This window comes from Streptosporangium heterodermiicola (assembly GCF_051390675.1).
Classification (GTDB): domain Bacteria; phylum Actinomycetota; class Actinomycetes; order Streptosporangiales; family Streptosporangiaceae; genus Streptosporangium.
On record NZ_JBPJSR010000001.1, the window covers coordinates 476,886 to 497,773 of the forward strand.

Below are 20,888 nucleotides of genomic sequence, written 5' to 3' on the forward strand. Positions count from 1 at the left end.
TCTCGACCGGCGCGCCCTTTGACGGCGCGCTCTCTGACGACGCGCCCTCTGGCAGCGCGCTCTCGGGCGTACGCACCGGCGTCTCGCGCGGCGCGGTCACCAGCGCGCCCCGAGCGCCTCGGCCGCGCGCACGCCCGAGCGGCATCCGTCCTCGTGGAAGCCCCAGCCGTGGTACGCCCCCGCGTAGGCGACCACGCTCCCGTTGAGGCCGGGGAGCCGCTCCTGGGCGGCGACCGACTCGGGGGTGTAGACGGGGTGCTCGTAGACCATCCGGGCGATCACGTGCTCGTCGGGGATCTCGTCGCCGAGGGTCACCAGGTGCGGTTCCGGCGCGTCGAGCCGCTGCAGCCGGTTCATGTCGTACGTGACCCGCACCCCGCCCGCCGTGTCCGCCCCGCACGCCTCCATCCGGTAGTTCCACGAGGCCCGCGCGCGCCGCGCCCCGGGCAGTACCGAGGGGTCGGTGTGCAGGGTCGCCGGGTTGCGGGAGTAGCGGAACGCGCCGAGGACGTCGCGCTCGTCGGGGGTGGGGTCGGCCAGCAGGCGCAGCGCCTGGTCGGGATGGGTGGCGACCACCGCCGCGTCGAACCGCTGGACGGCCCCGTCGGCGTGGAACTCCACCCCCTCCCCGGTGCGGCGCAGCGCCCGCACGGGGGCGGAGGTGCGCACCGCGGTGAGGGACTTGGCGATCCTCTCGACGTACTCGCGCGAGCCCCCGGTGACCGTACGCCACCGCAGCGAGCCCGAGACGCCGAGCATGCCGTGGTTGGCCAGGAACGCGAACAGGTAGCGGGCCGGGTAGCGCCCGGCGACGGACGGGGGGCACGACCAGACAGCCGACACCAGCGGTGTCGCGAAGTGGGCGGCGAAGTACGGGGAGAAGCCCGCGACGAACTCCCCCAGCGTGCGGTCGTCGCCGCGCTCCAGCGCCTCGCGGGCCAGCCGGTGGAAGCGCGGCACCTCGGCGAGCATCCTCAGGTACGCCGGACGGGCCAGGCTGGAGGGCCGCGCGAACAGCCCCGGCGCCTTCCTGCCTCCCGCGTACTCCAGGCCGCAGCCCCCGCACGAGACCGACATGCTCATCTCGGACGGCTGGGTCCGCACGCCCAGCTCCGCGAGGAGCCGGACGAGATGGGGGTAGGTCCGCTCGTTGTGGACGATGAACCCGCTGTCCACCGCCAGCGTGCGGCCGTCGCCGGACGGCACGTCGTGGGTGTGGGCGTGCCCGCCGATCCGGTCGTCGGCCTCGAACACGGTGACGTCGCCGCTCCGCCGCAGCACGTACGCCGCGGTCAGTCCGGCCACCCCGCCGCCGACGACGGCGATCCTGCGTCTTTCCATCAATGTCCTCTCACCGTGGGGCCGTTCGAACCGGCCGGAACCGCGCACACCGACATCTCGGACCGCTCAGACCGTCGGCCGGGGCAGCCCCGCCGCGGCCCGGCGGAAGGCGTTCGTCACCGGTCCCGCCCCGGATGGCCCGTCAAGCGACAAAAGGGTGAATTCCACTGCGAGCCGGTGCCAGAGCGCGGCCCGGCGGAGCATCGCGTGCCCCTCCCCCGCCACCTCGATCGCGGCCACCCCACCGGCGGCCTCCCCCTGGAAGGCGGGCACCCCGGTCCCGTACGCCCGCACGGAGCCGCGCCGCAACCGCTCGGCGTAGGCCCAGGTGGCGCGCGGATCGGTGACGGTGTCGCGATCGCCGTGCGCGAGCAGCACGCGCGTACCGCCGAGGTGACCGACCGGCTCGCCGGTGGGCAGCCAGGGCGCCAGGGCGGCGACCGCGACCACCGGGGGGTGTCCCACCATCCGCAGCGCGGCCCGCGCGCCCATCGAATGACCGATGAGCACGGTCGGCACGCCGAGCCCGTCGACGAGCTCGTGCAGGTCCGCCACCGGCGAGGCCTCCGCGCCGTTCCATCCGCGCACCCGGAACCTGGGCCGCGAGACCGCGACGTCCCGCCCGCGCACGGCACGGCGTACGGCCCGCTCGAAGGGAATCATCCGCAGGACGGCGAGCTGGGTCGGCGCCGTGGGCTCATGGCCACGGGCACGCCCGCCGTGCAGGATGACAACGGCACCGGCAAATCGGGTCATAGGGGGCCCCTCGGGTCGGTTCGACCCTTCATTCGGAGCCACCGGGTGATCGGATGCCCCAAATACTAAGTTCCCTTAGTTTTTTCCCGAGGGCTCGTCTTCCGTCCGCCGGACGGGGTGCCCCGGCGTCACCGAAGGTTCGGCGAGGAGGTTCCCAGGCGGCGCGCCCCGATCGGCCTCCGGCCCACCCGACGGCGAGGCCGCACACCTGTCGACAGTTGGTCGGCACCCGTCGGTATCTGTCGACAGCGGCCGGCATCGGCCGGCACCTGTCGACATCGGCCGGCACTCGCCGGCATCGGCCGGTCACAACCGGACTCCCGACCGCGAACGACGCGCCCGGGCGGTCACCGGACCGGCGGTGAGCGGCAAAAACACCTCCCGCGATCGGCGTACGCCCGGCGCCGGGCTAGCCCTACCGGTATACCTGGCAGTGAAGATTGGACAGGAGCGTCTCGCGACCGCACGATGGCGGATGTGACCTATGCCAAACTCGCGACCAGACCGCGGCTCGCCCCCGCGCGACGGGTATGATCATCAAAATCCGGGAGCCACCCGGGCCGCAGATGCCAAAGATCGATAAAATTCGGGTATATACGGCTGGGATTGGAACTGCCAGGAGGCCCCCATGCAGGTCAAGAAGATCCTCACCTACCTCGCGGTAGCTTTCGTGGTCTTCTATCTGTTCACCAAGCCCGCCGAAGCGGCGAGCGCGGTCAACGGAGTCTTCGACGGGATCATAAGGGGGGCAGACCAGTTGGCTCTGTTCTTCACCCGAGTGCTCACCTAACCGCCCGGCGGGGTCCCCCGCCCTGAACCGCGCCACCCGCGTTCCCGGCTGACCCACAGGGGAGCGCGCACCCCGCACCGAACGCCATGCCGTCGGCCCCGCCGATCCCGGAAACGCGTCCGGTTCCGCTGATCCCGGAACCGTATCGCCATGATCACCGGAAGCCGTCACGGCACCCCCGTACCCGCGAACCCAGCCACGAGGTCACACCCGCGCCCCGCCGCCCGAAGTCGCGCGGCCCCGCCGTACAGAGTGGTACGGAACGCCGTACAGCGTGGTACGGAACCAGGGCGACGAGGACGACACCCGATGTGACGTGACACGGAGACCACCCGTACGGCGAACGTCCTGACCCGATCATGGATGACCACGGAAGACATCACGGCACTCCCTTGATGATCTTTCCGGCACCCTGAGGGGAAGTCCGTTTCTCGTACGGGGGATCGTTCATGCGTGGCAAGCAGGGTATCCCCGGGATCGGGGTCATCGTCGCCGGGACCGTCACGTGCGGCGTACTGGCGACCCCGGGAGTCGCTCTCGCGACCCCGGCACCGGACCCGACCCCGATACCGGCGACGTCCCCTGTCCAGGCACCGGGCCCAGCCCTGATCCCGACATCGTCCCCCGCCCCCACCCCGGCACCGGCCCAGGCCTCCGCCCAGACATCGGCCGACGACGGGCCCGGGGAGCCTGCCGCGGGAGACTCGGTCGCAGGAAGCCCTGTCTCGGGAAGCCCTGTCGCAGGAAGCCCCGTCTCGGGAGGCTCCTCGTCTCTCTCCGCCCATCCGTCCCTCGGCCACTTCGGCGTCGCCGTCGACCGGCCGCTGAGGGGAAGGATCACGCTGGCGAACCCGACCGGCAGGACGCTCGCCTTCAAGGTGGTCGACCCCGCCCTCCTGCCCGCCGGGATCACGCTCGACGCCGACGGCCTGCTCGGCGGCATCTCCCGGGTGTCCGGCACCTGGACGGTCCCGGTGGAGGCGTGTGTAGCCTCCGGCGGCTGCGCCACCGGCACGGTGACCATCACCGTCACCTGCGAGTGCGCCCGCCCGCTCCCCCGGTCCCCCTCCCTCACCGGCACCCCCTGCTCAGCCGGTGACGTGGTCACCGAATGACACCAAGCAACACCGCGTAACACCGAACAACCGCAGGACACCGAACAACCGCGGCCAGGGACCTCACGGCCACCGCACATCACCGCGGACCACCCGAATCGCCACGAACCACTCCTAACAACCTCGAACCATCCCGGATAACTCCAGATAACCCCGGATCACCCTGGGCCGCCCCGATCACCCCGGATCGCTCCCGGGGCGAGCGTCCCGGGGTGCTTCCCCTCACCCACGAGGACGTGTTACGCAGGAGGCATGGGAGATCAGCAGGCCATGACCGGCCCCCACCCGCTCGACGCCCTCGACACCGCCGCGGCGCGTCGCGTCGTCGAACGCGCCGACACCGAGGGTGTCGAGCTGATCCGTTTCCTGTACGCCGACCATGGCGGCGTGATCAGGGGCAAGGCCACCTCCCGCCTCCGGCTGGCGGAGCGGCTGCACACCGGCATCGGGCACACCGTGGCGATGATGGCGATGAACATGCTCGACGAGCTCCAGGACGTCGAGAGCCTCGGCCCGGTGGGAGAGGTCCGCCTCGTCCCCGATCCGGCGACGTTCGTCCACCTGCCCTACGCTCCAGGCGCCGCGGCCATGCTGGCGGACCTGCGCCGGGTCGACGGCTCGCCCTGGCCCGTCTGCCCGCGCACCTTCCTGCGCGAGGCCGTCGCCGCCCTGGCCGCCGAGGGACACGCCCTCGTCGCCGCCTACGAACCCGAGTTCACCCTGGGCCGCCGCGAGCCCGACCCCGCGGGCGGCCTGGACCGGCTGGTCCCCGCCGACGACAGCCTGTGTTACTCCTCCATGGGTTTCAACCAGCTCCACGACTACACGATGACCCTGATCCGCGCCCTGGAGAGCCAGGGGCTGCGGCCCGAGCACTACCACCCCGAACTCGGCCACGGCCAGCACGAACTGTCGATCCAGCACGCCCCCGCCCTCCAGGCCGCCGACAACCACGTGGTCTACCGCGAGACGGTCAGGGGCGTCGCCGCCCGCATGTCGATGTGGGCCTCCCTCGCCCCCAAGCCCCTCGCCGACCAGGCGGGCAACGGCGCCCACCTGCACGTCTCCCTGTGGGATCCAGGGCTCCGGGCCAACGCCTTCGGCGACCCCTCCGACCGGTACGGCATGTCGGCCACGGCCTATCGCTTCATCGGCGGCCTGGTCGCCCACCTCCCGGCACTCACCGCGCTGACCTGCGGCTCGGTGAACAGCTTCCGGCGCCTGACACCGAGGTCGTGGTCGAGCGCCTACGCCTGCTACGGCATGGACAACCGTGAGGCGGCGGTGCGGATCTGCTCCCCCACGGGACGCGACGCCGCGGCGTCCGCCAACCTGGAGCTCAAGCCCTCCGACTCCTCGGCCAACCCCTACCTGTCGCTGGGCGCCGTCATCCACGCGGGCCTGGACGGCATCCGCCGCGGCCTCGACCCCGGCGACCCCGTCGACGTCGACCCCGCGACCCTCCCGGCCGGACGCGTCCGCCGCCTCCCGGCCTCCCTGGACGAGGCCCTCGACGCCCTTGAGGCCGACGACGTCCTCATGGACGCCCTCGGCCCCCTCCGCGCCTCCGCCTACCTGGCCGTCAAACGCTCCGAGGCGAGATCCTTCGCCGCCCAGGACGCCGCCTACGAGATGTTCCACCACTTCCGGGTCTTCTAGGTCCTAATATCCCCACATATGTGGGAGGGCGCGATAAAAAGCGGAACCGGAACGGCCCTGGCACTCGTCCTCCTGCTCGGCGGATGCGGCCTCGGAGGCGGCTTCGGAGGCGGCTTCGGAGGCGGCTTCGGAGGCGAGAGGGACGCGACGCCGGTCCCGTACGTGACACCGTCGGCGCTGCTCCCCGAACCACCGCCGCCGCCACCGTCGTCGTCCCCCCGGCCCGCGTCGCTGAGGTCGCGGGGATCACCGCCCGCCGAGGGAAAGGGCGGCCGCGACCCCGGCGACGTCAACGGCGACGGCTTCGCGGACCTGACCTTCGTCATGTTCCACGCCCCCTGGTCACCCGATCTCGTGATCGTGTACGGCTCGAAGGACGGCCTGGATCCCCGGACCAGGACGGTGGTGCCCGGCACCCACCTGGAGTTCGGCGGGCTCACGAGCACGGCCGACCTGGACGACGACGGCTTCGCCGACGTCCTCGTCCACGGCCACGTGGTGCGGGCCGACCGGAATCCGGAGGTCCCGCACATCCTGTGGGGCGGCCCGGAGGGGGTGGATCCGGACGCGACGCCGACCGCCGTCCCGACGTCCGTGGCCCCTTTCGGCTTCTCCCACGGGACGGTGCCGGGTGACTTCGACGGCGACGGCGCGGCCGATCTGGCGCTGAGGACACCGATGACGAAGGGAACCGGCGAGCTTCGGGAGAATCTGGCCGTGCTGTACGGGCCGTTCACCCGGGAGGGCGTACCCCGCCGTCACACCGTCCAGCCCTCGCCGGACGGCATGCGCGTCCAGGACCTGGCCGCGGGCGGGATCGGCGGGCGCCGGGCCACCGATCTGCTCGTGCGTGACACGAGCGACGGCGAGCAGGTGGCGTCCTGGCTCGTCAAGGGCGGGTCCGGCGGGCTGTCCCGCCAGAGCCGCCGGTTGAACGAGGGCAACGCCCTCGCGTTCGGGGACTTCGACGGGGACGGCAGGGGCGACGTCGTGGTCGCCGACAGCGGCAGCCGCAACAACGAGCCGGGGTACGAGACCGAGCCGCCCTCGGTCGACGGCGTGATGACCGTCTACTCCGGCGGGGCGCGGCGCACCCCACAGGTGTTCAGAAACCTCAGGTTCGCGCGGAGCCTGACGACGGGAGACTACGACGGCGACGGGACCGACGACCTCGCGATCGACCGTGGCCCCGACGGCGTCGAGCTGCTCCACGGCGGGAGAGACGGGCTGCGACGCGGCGGGAGGACGATCCGCCGGCTCGGACCGGCCACGGACCCGACCGGCAGGAGGCTGCGCCCCGAGGAACGCCTGGCACACCCTCGGGCGGCGGCCGACTACGACGGCGACGGACGGGACGAACTGCTGCTGACCTGGTCCCCCACCGGAGACGTCCCGGAATGGGGCTCGGCCCTGTCCCTCTGGTGGGCGACGAACGGCGACCACGACGAAAGCACCTTCGGCACCGGCGGCTGGTAAGACGAAACGTACGACGGCCGCCCGAACCGCCGGCTCCGAACAGACGCACAGGCAGGGCCCGAGGAACGAATCCCGGTGATCGACCGGGATTCCGTGACCCGCACCGGGGCTCGGCGAGACCGTCGCTACAGGGCGGCCGGATAGCCTTCCGTGCCGATCGTCAGCAGCACCGGCTCCGGCAGCGTGAACGGCTTGCCGGAGGAACTCACGTTCTCGCGGGTGTAGCGGTTGACATCGGGCTCACTGAACACCCGGATGGTCTCGCACCTACGGTCGATGATCACATAGACGGGAATACCCATCGAGGCGTACGCCTCCGGCTTGTCACCGTAATCCTCGGAACGGGTGTTCTTCGACACGACCTCGATGACCGCCGCCACGATCTCCTCGCGGACCGGGTTCTCGTCGTCGCTGAGGCTTCCGGCAGGAATGATCACGATGTCGGGTTGCGGTCCCCGATGGTCACCCGAGTCCCCACTCTCATGTCGGGCAGGGCCCACCAGCTGTCTCTGACATCTCCACTCCTCCTCGCTGCGCCCTGTCCAATGATGCCAGCGAACGAGCTGTGACGCCGCATCGAGCAGATCATCTTCAAGTCGTGGTGACCACGGCTGCCACCGAGGCACGGCGTGGCCGCGAGGGTCACCCCTTGGCGGTGAAGACGATCTCGACTCTCCGGTTCCTCGCCCGGTTCTCCTCCAGCGGCCGGCCCCGGACGACGTTGGGCACCCGGGGCCGCCTCTCGCCGAAGCCCGTGACCTGGAAGACCACCCCCGTCAACGTCCCCTGGAGGGACTGCCGCACGGCCTGCGCCCGCCTGAGCGACAGCGCGGCGTTGTAGGCGTCGTCACCTTGGTCGTCGGTGTGCCCCTCGATCCTGACCGTCCCGCCCGCGGAGTCCGCCTGGACCCTCGCGGCGACCCGCCCCAGCCGCTGCCGCGCCCGGGGCGTCAGCACGGCTCTGTCGAGCGCGAACAGCACGTCACTGGTGAGCGCCACGGTGACCTGCTCGCCTTGCCGCGCCTCGCTCTCGGCGCCGTCGAGCGACCGCACCTCGGCGACGATGTCCTCGACGGGAGCGACGACGTCCTCCACCCCGGCCGTGGTGTCGTCTCCCGGATCCGCCCAGTCTCCCGGATCCGCCCACGCGGCCGTCGCGGGGCCCGCGAACAGGGCGAGCCCGAGTGCCAGGATCGTGAGGCGCTCAGGAGATCGGGACATCGGTGAACACACCCAGCACCTTGAGGTCCACATTGATCTTCGTGACGTCCGGCGGCGGGGCGGCGAACGTGGCGTGCAGCGACAGCACCTCACCGGCCTCGGTGAACACGTCGTAGTCGGAGCACAGGCACTCGGCCTTGGGGTATTTCCCGGTGCGCGCGACGACGTACCGCTTGCCGTTGACCGGGTCGACCAGGCTGATCCCGGCCACGGTCAGTCCGAGACCGCCCGGGGTGTCGCCCATGTCGCTGTTCATCTGCCATCGGTCGTCACTGTTGTTGGTGACCGTCCAGGTCAGCGTGGAGAGCCGGCCCTGGCGCCGGATGCCGGTGATCTCCACGGTCAGGTCGGCGCCGCTCGCCTTGACCTCCCTGCGGGCGATCGCCCGCTCACGCTCGGCGGGATCACCGGCCTCCGTCGGCTCCGCGACCTCCGTCGCCTTCACGGTGTCGACGGGGTCCGCCGTATCCGCCGTATCCGACGCCCCCGTCACCCGCTCCTCCCCACCACTCCCCTGCTGCCCGGGAAGCACCCCGCAGCCGCTCAACACGACCGCCAGCACCACCCCGGCCACCCCGGCCACCCCGGCCACTCCAGACACGAACCGCATATCATCCCCATTCCCCCGTCGTGGATCACGTCGAGCCCGACCGTACGCGGGCTACCTTCAGAACCCGCATAGACCCGTGTAGACCCGAACAAGCCCCCACAGCGCTATGCGCGCAGGCCACGGCGCCGCGACGCCTCGCGGGCGAGCTCTCCGGCCTCGGCGAGACCGTCCCGGTCACCAAGAGCGTCAAACTCTCCCACAGCGCCCGATACGGCATCAACCGCCTCAGCCACCTCGTCGAGGTCCAGCAGGGCCGCCGCGAGAGTGAGCAGCGCCCGCGCGACGCCCCGGCGGTCCGCGTACTCGCGGAACGTCCCGAGCGCCTCCTCCGCGGCCCCGCGTGCGGCGTCCGGCCGTCCCTCGGCCAGGGCCACCCTGGCCATGAGCACCAGTCCCGCGGCCTCGGGGAGCCGGTCCCCCAGGCGCCTGGCCAGGCCGAGGCCGCGTTCGGCACGCTCGCGCGCCTCCGAGGGGCGTTCGCGGTCCAGGTGGAGCCCGGCGAGGTCGAGCGAGACGGCCGCCTCGCCGCGCGGATCGCCCAGCTCGCGGTAGGCCGCGAGGCTCTCGCGCAGCAGGTCCTCGGCCTGCCTCGACCCGCCGAGCGCGCGCAGCGCGTCGGCCCTGCCGCGCCGGTCCCCCATCGCCGAGAACGCGGCCAGGCAGGCCACGAAGCAGGCCTCCGCCTCCGGCCGCCTTCCCTGGGCGAGGCGCACCAGGCCGAGCCGGTGCCTGGTACGGGGCACCTCGTGCGCCTCCGCCAGCGGAAGCGCCCGCCGGAGGAGGTCGGCGGCCTCCTCCATGCGGCCCTCCGCACGACGCAGGTCGGCCTGGGAGCGCAGCAGCAGTGCCTCGGCGTGGCGGTGGCCCGTGCGCCGCGCGGCCCGCAGGCCGAGCTCCACGACCGCGTGCCAGTCCTCGTGGTGCGCGCCCAGCTCGAAGAAGGGGGTCAGGTAGAAGGCCAGCCGCCAGGTCGCCTCGTCCAGGCCGGCCCGCTCAAGGTCGGCGACGGTCGCGACCAGGAAGCCCCGCTCGGCGGCGAGCCAGCGGGCCGACTCCCGCAGCCGCGCGGTGTCCAGGTCCGCGGCCTGCTCCGCCGTACGGGCCACGGTCCGGCCGGAGCCCGGTTCGGCGGGCAGGAGCAGCGCCCTGGCCCGCCGGGCGCGGTCGAGGATCTCCCCGGTGGCCGCGGCGAGGACCCGGGCGGGCGGCCCCTCCTCGGCGGCCAGCCGCTCGGCGGCGTAGAGCCTGGTCAGGTCATGCCGGTCGTACCTCTCCTGGCCGCTCGCGTCGAGCCCGCGCGCCCGCAGCAGGCCCGCCTCGGCCAGCGCCTCCAGCGACCGGTCGGCGGGCTCCCCGAGCACGGCGGTGGCCGCCCACGGGGCGACGTGGGTCGCGGACAGCGCGCCGAGGCGGCGCAGCAGCAGGCGTTCGCGATCCGGGAGCGCGCGGTAGCCGAGCGCCAGGCTGCCGCGTACGGCCAGGTCCCCCGCGCTGAGCTCGTCGAGGCGTCCGCGCTCGTCCTCCAGGCGCCCCGCCAGGTGTTCCAGCGTCCAGCTCGGCCGCCGCGCGAGCCTGGACCCGGCGATCCTGAGTGCCAGCGGCAATCCGCCGCACAACACCGCGATCCGCGCGGCCTCCCGCGGCTCGGCCCGCACCCGCCGCTCTCCCGCCACCCGCGCCAGCATCTCCACGGACTCGTCCACGCCGAACACGCCGAGCTCGAAGCCTCGCGCCGCCTCCAGGCCGGACAGCGGCGAGCGGCTGGTCACCAGCGTCAGGCAGCCGGGCCCCGCGGGCAGCAGCGGGCGTACCTGAGCCTCGTCGGCGGCGTCGTCCAGCACCACCAGCAGCCGCCGGCCGCTCACCAGGCTGCGGTAGAGGCGCGTCCGCTCGGCCGGGTCGGCGGGCACCGCGCCCCGCGGGTGGCCGAGCGAGCGCAGCAGGTCCTCCAGCACCGCGCCCGGCGTCCTGGTCCCGAGCGAGGCGTGCAGCCGCCCGCCGGGGAAGTCGAGCCCGGCCGCCGCGTGAACCGCCACCGCGGACTTGCCCGTCCCCGCGGGACCGTGCAGCACCAGGTGGACGGGCGCGTTCCCGGCGACGGGCACGGACCGGCGGATCCAGTCCAGCACGTGCTCGCGCCCGGTGAAGTCGGCGATGTCGGGCGGCGTCTCGTTCGGTACGGTCCGCGCGGGCGTTCCTCCCGCCAGCACGCGCCCGTGCGCCTCCCGCAGCTCGGGACCCGGCTCAAGGCCGAGCTCGCCGACGAGCAGCCGCCGCGCCTCCCGGTAGGCGGCCAACGCCTCCGGCCTGCGCCCGGCCTGGCCGAGCGCGAGGACGAGCTGCGCCCACGCCCGCTCCCGCAGGGGGTACGAGGCCACGAGCGCGCGCAGCTCCCCCGTCACCTCCGCGCCCCGGCCGAGCGCCACGTCCAGCTCGACGCGCTCCTCCAGAGCGGTCAGCCGCAGCTCCTCCAGCGGTACGGCGTACGCGCGCCGCAGCTCGGCCGAGTCGACACCGCCCAGCGCGGGCCCTCGCCACAGCGCCAGGGCGGCACGCAGGCCGTCGGCCGCCTCGGCGGTCCTGCCCGCGTCCCTGGCCCGCCGGTTCGCGGTCACCAGGCGCTCGAACCTGTGCGCGTCCACCTCGTCGGGATCGACGTCGAGGAGATAGCCGCCGGGCACGGTGCGGATCCCGCCGACCACCTTGCGCAGCGCGCTCACGTACACCCGCAGCACCGGTTCCGCGGAGGCCGGCGGCTCCTCGCCCCACACCTCGGCGATCAGCCGGTCGACGGTCAGCGTCCGTCCCGGCCTCAGCAGCAGGGCGGCCAGGAGCGTGCGGTGCTTGGCGGGGCCGGGCGTCAGGTCACGCTCCCCCTCGACGACCCGGAGCGCTCCCAGCACGCCGAACCGCACGTTCATCCCGCCACCGGGCGGACCTCGAACGTGTGGAACCCGACCCGGACGGGCGTGGCCGCGTCCGGTGCCGCGTAGACGCCGGTGGCCCCCGGGCCGTAGGGGTCCTCCTCGTCGGCGGCCTCCCCCACCGGCTCCTCGTTGAGCCACATGCCGAGGACGACCCGCTCGCCCCGCTGCTCGCACTGGGCGACGACACGGTTGTCGGCCGCCTTCCCCATCCGCACCGGCCCGTGCAGGACGACGCCCCGCCCGCCGCGCCGCTTGACGATCGAGGCCTCGCCCGAGGCGGTGACCGCGAACTCGTAGCGGTCGCCGGTGCCCACGTCACCGCGGCACCACACGCCGAACTCCCCCGAACCCCCCTCCAGCCGCATCCTGGAGCTGACCACGACACCCCCGGCGGACCCCTCGGCGAAGGGGGCCGACTTCCACAGCCGCCATCCGGGGTTGGCGGTCAGCAGGTAGGTCCCGCCGTCCAGCCGGGCCCCGCCGCCGTCGGAAGCGCCGACGGCCCAGGAGTCGGCGAAACCGGCACGGTAGGACGACGCGGCCGCACCGAGACCGGCGTAGAACGTCCACCCGCCCGCCAGCACCACCACGAGCGCGGCGACCCCCGCGACCCACGGCCACCGCCGCCCCCCAACGGCCCCCGCACCGGCCTCGACGGACACGGCCGCTCCCCCTGGTACGGCCGGCTCCTCAAGGACGCCCGCCCCGCCACCTTCACCACCTCCACCACCGGCCCAGGCGCGCTCGACGGCCTGGCTGGCCGTCGCCGGGGTCGGCCGGCCACCGACCAGCTCGTCCAGCAGCCGCTGGGCGCTCGGCCGTCGCGCGGGGTCCTTGGCCATCGCCCCCTCGACGACGGCACGGACACGCTCGTCGAGGCCCTCCAGGTTCGGTCCCTCGTTGACGATCCGGTAGAGGACCTCGGACGGCGCGCCGCCGCCGAACGGCAACCGTCCCGTGCCGGCGAACGCGATCACCCCGCCCCACGCGTAGACGTCGGCCGCGGGCGTCAGCGGCTCGCCGCGCACCTGCTCGGGCGCCATGAACGCGGGTGTGCCCATGATCGTCTGGCTGGCCGGGCTCTGGGTGTCGACGAGTTGCGCGATACCGAAGTCGATCACGCGCGGGCCGAGCGGCGACAGCAGCACGTTCGACGGCTTCAGGTCGCGGTGGATCACTCCCGCCCCGTGGATCGCGTGCAGCGCGGTCGCGATCCCGACCGCGAGGGCCTCCAGGTTGGCTCCGGTCAGCGGCCCCTGCTCGCGTACGGCCTGCGCCAGGTCGGGTCCCCTGACGTACTCGGTGACGAGGTAGGCGACGCCGTTCTCGACCCCGGCGTCGAGCACGGGGGCCGTACAGAACCTCGCCACCCTGCGCGCCGCCGCCACCTCGCGGTCGAAGCGCCGCCGGAAGGCCGGGTCACGGGCCAGCCACGGATGGATCACCTTCACCGCGGCCAGGCCCCCCGCCGGGGTCGTGGCGAGGTGCACCACTCCCATGCCGCCCTGGCCCAGCTCACGCCTGAGCACGTAGCCGCCGATCATGTTCACCGGAGCCACTTTATGCCGTCAAATCCGCGCACACCGGCATTTTGTACGTCAAAAAGCTCAGCCCTGAGCTCCTTTCCGCAGGGGCGCTTCAGCTACGGCGACCGGCCCCTCGGACCACCCCGTACGGAGGCTTCAGCGCGGGAACGCATCCTGGGCGGCCGGAAACGGAGCGACTACGGCCCGCACCCCAGCGGAACGGCACCGCCGTGCGCGGAGGCGGGCCGGTGTTCCGGGCCGCTTGAAAGAAGCCGGCAACCGGCGCGCCCGAGCAGGCCGGAGGCCGGAATCACCAGACGTCCACCACGACGGCCGCCCGGAGCACCGGCCCGCCGCAGCGCGAACCAAGAACCCCGAACGCGGCACGAACCAAGAACCCCACAAGGACCGCCGACCCCATGAGCCGCGCGCGGGTCGATCACGTGCGGGGCGCGTCGGGGTAGCGGGCCCACAGGGGGGTGCGCCACTGCTGATGGATGTCCGTGCGATCACAGGCCCGGAGGGTGAGTTCCGTTCCGGCCTCGTACGACTCGCCTTCCACCCGGAGGCAGCGGCCGGTCAGGCGATGCCTGATCTCCCAGTACTGCCACTCGCGCCCGGTGTCCCGCGCGTCGAAGTCCCAGATCGCGTCGGCCGGAGGGTCCCCTCTCGGGCAGATCGGCCGCCGGACGACCCCCGCCGCGTCGTCGCCCGCCTGGGGGACCACGCAGCCGGACCCGTTGCGGATCACGTACGCCCCCGGCCCCGGGGAGACCTCCTGGTAGGTGAACGCCTGGTTGGACTCGCCGTGGCAGTCCCAGCGCAGGAGCCGTCCGCCGGTGAAGGGAACGTCGACACAGTCACCGTTCTGGGCGCCGGCGATCGCGCTGCCCGTGCCGGGCGGCAGGCCCCTGGTGATCTGCCAGTACTGGCCGGCCCGGCCGGAACAGTTTCGCAGGACCAGTGCGACCCCGGGATCGCGGACCGCCTGCTCGATGTCGATGCAGAGTTCGCCGCCGTAGGAGGCGATCCTGCCCTGGGAGGTGCCGTCGATCAGACGCCACAGTTGCCCGTCGGAGGCTTCGTCGCACGGGGAATTGGTGAGATGGGAGGACTGGCGAGGGAGCCTGGCCTCCACGTCCAGGCAGAGCCTCGATTCGGCGTTGACGATCCGGTGGTGCAGGATCCCCTCGTGCCAGACGGGCTGAAGATCCCAGCTGAGTTCGGGTTTCGGCTCCCTGCAGGCCAGTGACTCACCGATCCGGACCCGCTTCACCGACTCGCCGCCGTAGACCATGGGCTGCCCCACCGCGAACCGGGAGACGACCGTGACCCCCCGCGCCTCGAAGTCGGGCGCGGACAGCGACCGGAACACGGCGACCGCACCCGACGAAGTGGGGTGAGGGACGCCCGCGGCACTCGACGACGTCAGCGGACGGGATACCCCGCCCCCCGCAGCGTGTCCTTGACGTCACCGATCTTGAGCTGCCCGAAGTGGAACACCGACGCCGCCAGCACCGCGTCCGCCCCCGCCTCGACCGCGGGAGGAAAGTCCTCGACGGCGCCGGCCCCGCCGCTGGCGATGATCGGAACCGACACCGCGGCCCGTACGACCCGGATCAGCTCCAGGTCGTAGCCGTGGCGGGTGCCGTCACCGTCCATGGAGTTGAGCAGGATCTCACCGACCCCGAGCTCCTCGCCCCGCCGGGCCCACTCCAGCGCGTCGAGGCCCGCGCCCCGGCGGCCGCCGTGCGTGGTCACCTCGAAACCGGACGGCATCGGCGGCCCGTCGACGACCCGGCGGGCGTCCACCGACAGCACGATGCACTGCGCCCCGTAGCGCCGCGACGCCTCGGTCAGCAGCTCGGGCCGGGCGATCGCCGCCGTGTTCAGGCTCACCTTGTCGGCGCCCGCCCGCAGCAGCTTGTCGACGTCCTCGACCGAGCGCACCCCCCCGCCCACGGTCAGCGGGATGAACACCTGCTCGGCCGTCCGGCTGACCACGTCGTACATCGTCGACCGGTCGGAGCTGGAGGCCGTGATGTCGAGGAACGTCAGCTCGTCGGCCCCCTCCTCGTCGTAACGGCGAGCCAGCTCGACCGGGTCGCCCGCGTCACGGAGGTTCCCGAAGTTGACGCCCTTGACCACCCGCCCGGCGTCCACGTCCAGGCAGGGAATCACTCGCACCGCGACAGTCATCTGCAACCCCTCACGAACTCACGGCGGCGAGGGCGTCTTCGAGGGTGAAGGCCTGCGCGTACAGCGCCTTGCCCACGATGGCCCCCTCGACGCCGATCGGGACCAGCGCGGCCAGGGCGCGCAGGTCGTCCAGGGACGAGACGCCGCCACTGGCGACCACCGGCTTGTCGGTACGGGAGCAGACCTCGCGCAGCAGGTCGAGGTTGGGGCCGCGCAGCGTGCCGTCCTTGGTGACGTCGGTGACGACGTAGCGAGGACAGTTGTCGCCCTCAAGGCGCTCAAGGACCTCCCACAGGTCGCCGCCCTCCTGGGTCCAGCCGCGGGCGGCCAGGGTCGTCCCCCGCACATCCAGCCCGATCGCGATCCGGTCACCGTACTCAGAGATGATCTTGGAGCACCAGGCGGGGTTCTCCAGCGCCGCGGTGCCGATGTTCACCCGGCGGCAGCCGGTGGCCAGCGCGATCTCCAGGGAGGCGTCGTCGCGGATGCCGCCGGACATCTCCACGTCGACGTCGAGCGCGCCGACCACGGTGGCGAGCAGCTCGCGGTTACTGCCCCGTCCGAAGGCCGCGTCGAGGTCGACCAGATGGATCCACTCGGCACCGGCCTCCTGCCAGGCCAGCGCCGCGGACAGGGGGTCGCCGTACGACGTCTCGGTACCGGCCGCGCCCTGGACCAGGCGGACCGCCTGTCCGTCGGCGACGTCCACGGCGGGGAGCAGCTCAAGCGACATCGGTTCACGACCTCCGGTCGAAGACAAGGGTGATGAGAAGCGGTAGTAACAGCAGAGAGATGACAAGAGCCCCGACCCGGGCCGCCCACGAGGACCACAGCAGCCAGACGATCACCTGGGCGATCAGGAACAGCACCGCCGCGACGCCGTTCTGCGTCCGGCGGCGGCGGGCCATGATGCCGCCCTGGGACACGATACGGACGGGCCTGCCCGGCAGCAGCGCGACCACCCTGCCGACCCGCTCGCGCCGTCGCGCCAGCCGCGCCTCCCGCTCGGCACGCAGAGCCGCCTGGCGCGCCTGCTCGGCCTCCCGCTCGGCCCTGCGCCTGGCCCGCTCCTTGCTCATCGGGAACTCACCGGCCCCCCGGACGAGAACCCGCCGGAAACCCCGAACGGAGACCCGCCCGCGCCCCCGGACGAGAACCCGAACGGAAACCCGGCGGAGCCCCCGCCGGAACCCCCGGACGGAGACCCCGCCGAGAACCGTAAAGGAGCCCCGAACGAAACCCCACCCGCGGCCCGCGAGATCACGTGACGGTCCCGAGCCAGTTCGTGAGCAGCTGCGCTCCGGCGTCGCCCGACTTCTCCGGGTGGAACTGGGTGGCCGTCAGCGGGCCGTTCTCCACCGCCGCGACGAACGGCACCCCGTGCTCGGACCAGGTGACCAGCGGGTCGGTGAAACCCGGTCCCGCCTGGAGCTCCCAGGAGCGCACGCCGTACGAGTGCACGAAGTAGAAGCGCGTGCCGGCGTCGAGCCCGGCGAACAACACGGTCTCGGCGGGCGCCTTCACCGTGTTCCAGCCCATGTGCGGCAGGACAGGAGCCTCCAGGCGCTCCACCGTGCCCGGCCACTCCCCGCAGCCCTCGGTCGTGACGCCGTGCTCGACGCCCGTCTCGAAGAGGATCTGCATGCCGACACAGATGCCGAGGACCGGCCGCCCCGCCGACAGGCGCCGCGCGACGATCCGGTCGCCCCGCGCGGCGCGCAGCCCCGCCATGCACGCGGCGAACGCCCCCACCCCCGGCACGACGAGGCCGTCGGCCTCCATCGCCGCCTCGTAGTCGGCCGTCACCGTGACCTCCGCGCCGACCCGGGCCAGCGCGCGCTCCGCCGAACGGAGGTTGCCCGAGCCGTAGTCGAGAACGGTTACCTTCTTCACCACCAGAGCACCGCCGCCGTGGTCGCCAGGGCCGCGAGGGCGGCGAGCAGCACCGCGCCCTTCTTCAGACCCTGTTTGAGGAATGAGACGATCCCGCCGACGAGGAAGAGTGCCACGAAGGCCATCGCGACGGCCGTCCAGTTGTCGCTCACCGGCGCGCCCCCCTCCCCGTACGAGAACGAGAAACGGTCACAGCACGCCCTTCGTGCTGGGCACCCCGGTGGCGCGCGGGTCACGCTCCGAGGCCGCCCGCAGCGCCCTGGCCAGCGCCTTGAACTGCGCCTCCACGATGTGGTGGGCGTTGCGGCCGTACGGGACGCGCACGTGCAGGCAGATCGCGGCCTGGGCGACGAACGACTCCAGGATGTGCCTGGTCATCGTCGTGTCGTACTCCGGCCCGATCATGGGGGCCATGCCCTCGGGCTCGCTGTGCACCAGGTAGGGGCGCCCCGACAGGTCGACCGTGACCTCCGCGAGCGACTCGTCCAGCGGGCAGGACGCGTTGCCGAACCTCCGCAGGCCCGACTTGTCGCCCAGAGCCTCGCGGAACGCCGCCCCAAGCGCGAGCGAGGTGTCCTCGATCGTGTGGTGGGCGTCGATGTGCAGGTCACCCTCGGTCTTCACGGTCAGGTCGAACAGGCCGTGCTTGCCGAGCTGGTTCAGCATGTGGTCGAAGAACCCGACACCGGTGGACACCTCGACGTTCCCGGTGCCGTCGAGGTCGACCTCGACCAGCACCGAGGTCTCCTTGGTGACACGCTCGACGCGACCGCGACGCGGCGCGGCCACGACGGCGGTGCCGTCGGTGCCGGCGATGATGCTGCTCACAGGATCTCCTCCAGGGCGGCGCGGAACGCCGCCATCTCCTCGGGGGTACCGATCGAAACTCTCAGCCACTCGGGCGGCCCCACCTCACGGATCAGCACCCCGCGATCCAGCATGCCCCGCCACACCGCGTGCCTGTCCTCGAAGAGCCCGAACAGCACGAAGTTGGCGTCCGAGTCGGCGACCGTCAGCCCCCGGCCGCGCAGCCACTCCACCGTGGCGTCCCGCTCGGCCCGCAGCGCGTCGACGGCCCCGAGCAGCTCGGCGCCGTGGGCGAGCGCGACCCGCGCCGCCGTCTGGGTGAGCGTGGACAGGTGGTACGGGAGCCGGACCAGCAGCAGCGCCTCGATCACCGCCGGGTCGGCGGCCAGGTAACCGAGCCGGGTCCCGGCCATCGCGAACGCCTTGGACATCGTCCGCGTGACGATCAGCCGGGGGTTGTCCGGCAGCAGGGTGAGCGCCGACGGGGTGCCGGTGCGGGCGAACTCGAAGTACGCCTCGTCCACCACCACCATGCCCGGCGCCGCCTCGACGATCCTGGCGATCACCTCCGGGTCCAGGGCGGTGCCGGTCGGGTTGTTGGGCGACGTCAGGAAGACGATGTCGGGCCGGTGCTCCTCGATCGCGGCGACGGCCTTGTCCGGGTCGATCCCGAAGTCGTCCTCACGCGCCCCGGAGATCCACTCGGTCGAGGCGCCGGTGGTGATGATCGGGTGCATCGAGTAGGAGGGCTCGAAGCCCATCGCGACCCGGCCGTGGCCGCCGAAGGCCTGCAGGATCTGCTGGAGCACCTCGTTGGAGCCGTTGGCCGCCCAGACCCGCTCCACGTCCAGGCCGTGCCCCAGATACTTGGCCAGCTCCCCGCGCAGGGCGAGCGCGTCGCGGTCGGGGTAGCGGTTGAGCTCGCCCGCCTGGGCCCGTACGGCCTCGGCCAGGTCCGCGACCAGGGACGCGGAGGGCCCGTAGGGGTTCTCGTTGGTGTTGAGCCTGACCGGGACGTCGATCTGGGGGGCACCGTACGGCGTGCGCCCCCGAAGGTCGTCGCGGATCGGCAGATCTTCAAGCCTCACGACGAAGTCTCCCAGCGAAATCGAACACGGACATCCCCGGTGAACACCGGCGGGAAAGCCCTTCCCGGTCGAGTGGGCATCAGCGGAAGGGCCCTCACGAGGGCACCTCCCAGTCGAAACGCGCGCGGATCGCCGCGCCGTGCGCCGGGAGGTCCTCGGTGTCGGCCAGCACGCACACGTGGGCGGCGGCACCGGCGAGGGCCTCGCGGCTGTAGTCGACGACGTGGATGCCGCGCAGGAACGTCTGCACCGACAGCCCCGAGGAGTGGCAGGCGCAGCCGCCGGTGGGCAGCACGTGGTTGGAACCGGCCATGTAGTCGCCGAGCGAGACCGGCGCGTAGGAGCCGACGAAGATCGCTCCGGCGTTGCGCACCCGGGCGGCCAGGGCGTGCGCCCCGGCGGCGTGGATCTCCAGGTGCTCGGCGGCGTACGCGTCGACGACGCGCAGCCCGGCCTCCATGTCGTCGACGAGCAGGATGCCCGACTGGCGCCCCGACAGGGCCTCGGTGATCCGCTCGGCGTGCTTGGTCGCGGCGACCTGGCGGGGCAGCTCCCCCTCGACGGCCTCGGCCAGCTCCACCGAGTCGGTGACGAGCACGGCGGCGGCGATCGTGTCGTGCTCGGCCTGGCTGATCAGGTCGGCGGCGACGTGCACCGGGTCGGCCGTGGCGTCGGCGAGGATCGCGATCTCGGTGGGACCGGCCTCGGAGTCGATGCCGATGCGCCCCTTGAGCAGGCGCTTGGCGGCGGCGACCCAGATGTTGCCGGGGCCGGTGACCATGGTGACCGGCGGGCACTCCTCGGTGCCGTACGCGAACATCGCCACCGCCTGGGCGCCGCCGACCGCGTAGACCTCGTCCACGCCGAGCAGCGCGCACGCCGCCAGGATGGCCGGGTGCGGCAGCCCGCCGAACTCGCGCTGCGCGGGCGAGGAGACCGCCAGGGAGGGCACCCCCGCCTCCTGGGCGGGAACGACGTTCATGACCACGCTTGAGGGGTAGACCGCCCGGCCGCCGGGGACGTACAGCCCCACGCGGTCGACGGGCACCCACCGCTCGGTGACGGTGCCGCCGGGCACGACCTGGGTGGTGACGTCGGCGCGCCGCTGGTCGCGGTGGACGAGGCGGGCGCGGCGGATCGACTCCTCCAGCGCCGCCCTCACCTTCGGGTCGAGGGTCTCCAGCGCCCCGGTGATCGCCTCGGCGGGCACCCGGGTGGACTCCAGCTCGACCCCGTCGAACCTGGCGGTCAGCTCGCGCACGGCGGCGACCCCGCGATGATGGACGTCCTCGCAGATGGGCCGCACCTTCTCCAGGGCGGCTTCGACGTCGAGGTCGGCGCGGGGCAGCACGTCGCGAAGGTCCTCAGGCAGTGGCCCTCGCAGGTCGGTACGCGAAATCACCCGTTCAGTCTACGGAGGTCCGCCACCCGATATCGTCTCGTCCATTATCCGGACGGCGCCTTTACTATGTAGATTTTA

The 20,888-nt window shown here is 72.7% G+C and carries 20 protein-coding genes; 4 read left to right on the plus strand and 16 right to left on the minus strand.

Features of this window, described 5'->3' with window-relative positions:
* Positions 1-96: 96 nt before the first annotated feature.
* Both ACSC1Q_RS01870 and ACSC1Q_RS01875 read right to left on the minus strand, forming a co-directional pair.
* Positions 97-1,341 (minus strand): NAD(P)/FAD-dependent oxidoreductase, encoded by a 1,245-nt coding sequence (locus tag ACSC1Q_RS01870; protein ID WP_436756868.1) that lies wholly within the window; start codon positions 1,339-1,341, stop codon positions 97-99.
* Between the two features lie 66 nt (positions 1,342-1,407).
* Positions 1,408-2,097, minus strand: a complete 690-nt coding sequence (locus tag ACSC1Q_RS01875) for an alpha/beta fold hydrolase (RefSeq protein WP_436756869.1) — start codon at positions 2,095-2,097, stop codon at positions 1,408-1,410.
* Between the two features lie 628 nt (positions 2,098-2,725).
* Between ACSC1Q_RS01875 and ACSC1Q_RS01880 the strand changes: the two genes are divergently transcribed.
* The 4 genes from ACSC1Q_RS01880 (at position 2,726) to ACSC1Q_RS01895 (ending at position 7,137) form a co-directional block, all read left to right on the plus strand.
* Positions 2,726-2,887, plus strand: coding sequence for a hypothetical protein (locus tag ACSC1Q_RS01880; RefSeq protein ID WP_344744406.1), 162 nt, complete (start codon positions 2,726-2,728; stop codon positions 2,885-2,887).
* 449 nt (positions 2,888-3,336) lie between these two features.
* Positions 3,337-4,002: a hypothetical protein gene (locus ACSC1Q_RS01885; RefSeq protein ID WP_436756870.1), complete on the plus strand. Its 666-nt coding sequence runs from the start codon at positions 3,337-3,339 to the stop codon at positions 4,000-4,002.
* A gap of 252 nt (positions 4,003-4,254) precedes the next feature.
* On the plus strand, positions 4,255-5,661 hold the full coding sequence (locus tag ACSC1Q_RS01890) for a glutamine synthetase family protein (RefSeq protein WP_436756871.1): 1,407 nt from the start codon (positions 4,255-4,257) through the stop codon (positions 5,659-5,661).
* A 162-nt stretch (positions 5,662-5,823) separates the two neighbouring features.
* Complete coding sequence (locus tag ACSC1Q_RS01895; RefSeq protein ID WP_436756872.1) at positions 5,824-7,137, plus strand: FG-GAP repeat domain-containing protein; 1,314 nt, start codon at positions 5,824-5,826, stop codon at positions 7,135-7,137.
* Positions 7,138-7,262: 125 nt separating this feature from the next.
* Here the strand turns inward: ACSC1Q_RS01895 and ACSC1Q_RS01900 are convergent, their stop codons facing one another.
* The 14 genes from ACSC1Q_RS01900 to hisD all read right to left on the minus strand — a co-directional run bounded on the left by ACSC1Q_RS01900 (position 7,263) and on the right by hisD (position 20,810).
* Complete coding sequence (locus tag ACSC1Q_RS01900; RefSeq protein WP_436756873.1) at positions 7,263-7,763, minus strand: Uma2 family endonuclease; 501 nt, start codon at positions 7,761-7,763, stop codon at positions 7,263-7,265.
* Positions 7,764-7,779: 16 nt separating this feature from the next.
* The gene (locus tag ACSC1Q_RS01905) at positions 7,780-8,358 is read right to left on the minus strand and encodes an OmpA family protein (protein WP_436756874.1); all 579 of its coding nucleotides are present in this window, start codon (positions 8,356-8,358) and stop codon (positions 7,780-7,782) included.
* Complete coding sequence (locus ACSC1Q_RS01910; RefSeq protein ID WP_436756875.1) at positions 8,342-8,968, minus strand: hypothetical protein; 627 nt, start codon at positions 8,966-8,968, stop codon at positions 8,342-8,344. Before ACSC1Q_RS01910 ends, ACSC1Q_RS01905 begins: the two co-directional genes overlap by 17 nt.
* A gap of 104 nt (positions 8,969-9,072) precedes the next feature.
* A complete protein-coding gene (locus ACSC1Q_RS01915; protein WP_436756876.1) occupies positions 9,073-11,889 on the minus strand; it encodes an AfsR/SARP family transcriptional regulator in 2,817 nt (938 codons plus the stop codon).
* On the minus strand, positions 11,886-13,439 hold the full coding sequence (locus ACSC1Q_RS01920) for a serine/threonine-protein kinase (protein WP_436757235.1): 1,554 nt from the start codon (positions 13,437-13,439) through the stop codon (positions 11,886-11,888). Before ACSC1Q_RS01920 ends, ACSC1Q_RS01915 begins: the two co-directional genes overlap by 4 nt.
* Before the next feature lie 421 nt (positions 13,440-13,860).
* Positions 13,861-14,796: an RICIN domain-containing protein gene (locus tag ACSC1Q_RS01925; RefSeq protein ID WP_436756877.1), complete on the minus strand. Its 936-nt coding sequence runs from the start codon at positions 14,794-14,796 to the stop codon at positions 13,861-13,863.
* Positions 14,797-14,849: 53 nt separating this feature from the next.
* Positions 14,850-15,620: an imidazole glycerol phosphate synthase subunit HisF gene (gene hisF / locus ACSC1Q_RS01930; protein ID WP_436756878.1), complete on the minus strand. Its 771-nt coding sequence runs from the start codon at positions 15,618-15,620 to the stop codon at positions 14,850-14,852.
* Positions 15,621-15,630: 10 nt separating this feature from the next.
* Positions 15,631-16,353: a bifunctional 1-(5-phosphoribosyl)-5-((5-phosphoribosylamino)methylideneamino)imidazole-4-carboxamide isomerase/phosphoribosylanthranilate isomerase PriA gene (gene priA, locus ACSC1Q_RS01935; protein WP_436756879.1), complete on the minus strand. Its 723-nt coding sequence runs from the start codon at positions 16,351-16,353 to the stop codon at positions 15,631-15,633.
* Positions 16,354-16,357: 4 nt separating this feature from the next.
* Entirely contained in the window at positions 16,358-16,699 is a 342-nt protein-coding gene (locus ACSC1Q_RS01940) for a hypothetical protein (protein WP_436756880.1), read from the minus strand.
* Positions 16,700-16,880: 181 nt separating this feature from the next.
* Positions 16,881-17,516: an imidazole glycerol phosphate synthase subunit HisH gene (hisH, locus tag ACSC1Q_RS01945; protein WP_436756881.1), complete on the minus strand. Its 636-nt coding sequence runs from the start codon at positions 17,514-17,516 to the stop codon at positions 16,881-16,883.
* Positions 17,510-17,665, minus strand: coding sequence for a CG2302 family histidine operon protein (locus ACSC1Q_RS01950; protein WP_350950340.1), 156 nt, complete (start codon positions 17,663-17,665; stop codon positions 17,510-17,512). The genes hisH and ACSC1Q_RS01950 overlap by 7 nt, the downstream gene beginning before the upstream one ends.
* A gap of 37 nt (positions 17,666-17,702) precedes the next feature.
* The gene (hisB, locus tag ACSC1Q_RS01955) at positions 17,703-18,332 is read right to left on the minus strand and encodes an imidazoleglycerol-phosphate dehydratase HisB (protein ID WP_436757236.1); all 630 of its coding nucleotides are present in this window, start codon (positions 18,330-18,332) and stop codon (positions 17,703-17,705) included.
* A 5-nt stretch (positions 18,333-18,337) separates the two neighbouring features.
* Complete coding sequence (locus tag ACSC1Q_RS01960; RefSeq protein ID WP_436756882.1) at positions 18,338-19,408, minus strand: histidinol-phosphate transaminase; 1,071 nt, start codon at positions 19,406-19,408, stop codon at positions 18,338-18,340.
* Positions 19,409-19,502: 94 nt separating this feature from the next.
* Positions 19,503-20,810, minus strand: a complete 1,308-nt coding sequence (gene hisD, locus ACSC1Q_RS01965; protein ID WP_436756883.1) for a histidinol dehydrogenase — start codon at positions 20,808-20,810, stop codon at positions 19,503-19,505.
* Between the last annotated feature and the right edge of the window lie 78 nt (positions 20,811-20,888).

Coding starts and splice junctions, on each gene's coding strand:
- ACSC1Q_RS01870 (WP_436756868.1), bottom strand. CDS start 1,341: ATGGAAAGACGCAGGATCGCCGTCGTCGGCGGCGGGGTGGCCGGACTG.
- ACSC1Q_RS01875 (WP_436756869.1), bottom strand. CDS start 2,097: ATGACCCGATTTGCCGGTGCCGTTGTCATCCTGCACGGCGGGCGTGCC.
- ACSC1Q_RS01880 (WP_344744406.1), top strand. CDS start 2,726: ATGCAGGTCAAGAAGATCCTCACCTACCTCGCGGTAGCTTTCGTGGTC.
- ACSC1Q_RS01885 (WP_436756870.1), top strand. CDS start 3,337: ATGCGTGGCAAGCAGGGTATCCCCGGGATCGGGGTCATCGTCGCCGGG.
- ACSC1Q_RS01890 (WP_436756871.1), top strand. CDS start 4,255: ATGGGAGATCAGCAGGCCATGACCGGCCCCCACCCGCTCGACGCCCTC.
- ACSC1Q_RS01905 (WP_436756874.1), bottom strand. CDS start 8,358: ATGTCCCGATCTCCTGAGCGCCTCACGATCCTGGCACTCGGGCTCGCC.
- ACSC1Q_RS01910 (WP_436756875.1), bottom strand. CDS start 8,968: ATGCGGTTCGTGTCTGGAGTGGCCGGGGTGGCCGGGGTGGCCGGGGTG.
- ACSC1Q_RS01915 (WP_436756876.1), bottom strand. CDS start 11,889: ATGAACGTGCGGTTCGGCGTGCTGGGAGCGCTCCGGGTCGTCGAGGGG.
- ACSC1Q_RS01920 (WP_436757235.1), bottom strand. CDS start 13,439: ATGATCGGCGGCTACGTGCTCAGGCGTGAGCTGGGCCAGGGCGGCATG.
- hisF (WP_436756878.1), bottom strand. CDS start 15,620: ATGACTGTCGCGGTGCGAGTGATTCCCTGCCTGGACGTGGACGCCGGG.
- priA (WP_436756879.1), bottom strand. CDS start 16,353: ATGTCGCTTGAGCTGCTCCCCGCCGTGGACGTCGCCGACGGACAGGCG.
- ACSC1Q_RS01940 (WP_436756880.1), bottom strand. CDS start 16,699: ATGAGCAAGGAGCGGGCCAGGCGCAGGGCCGAGCGGGAGGCCGAGCAG.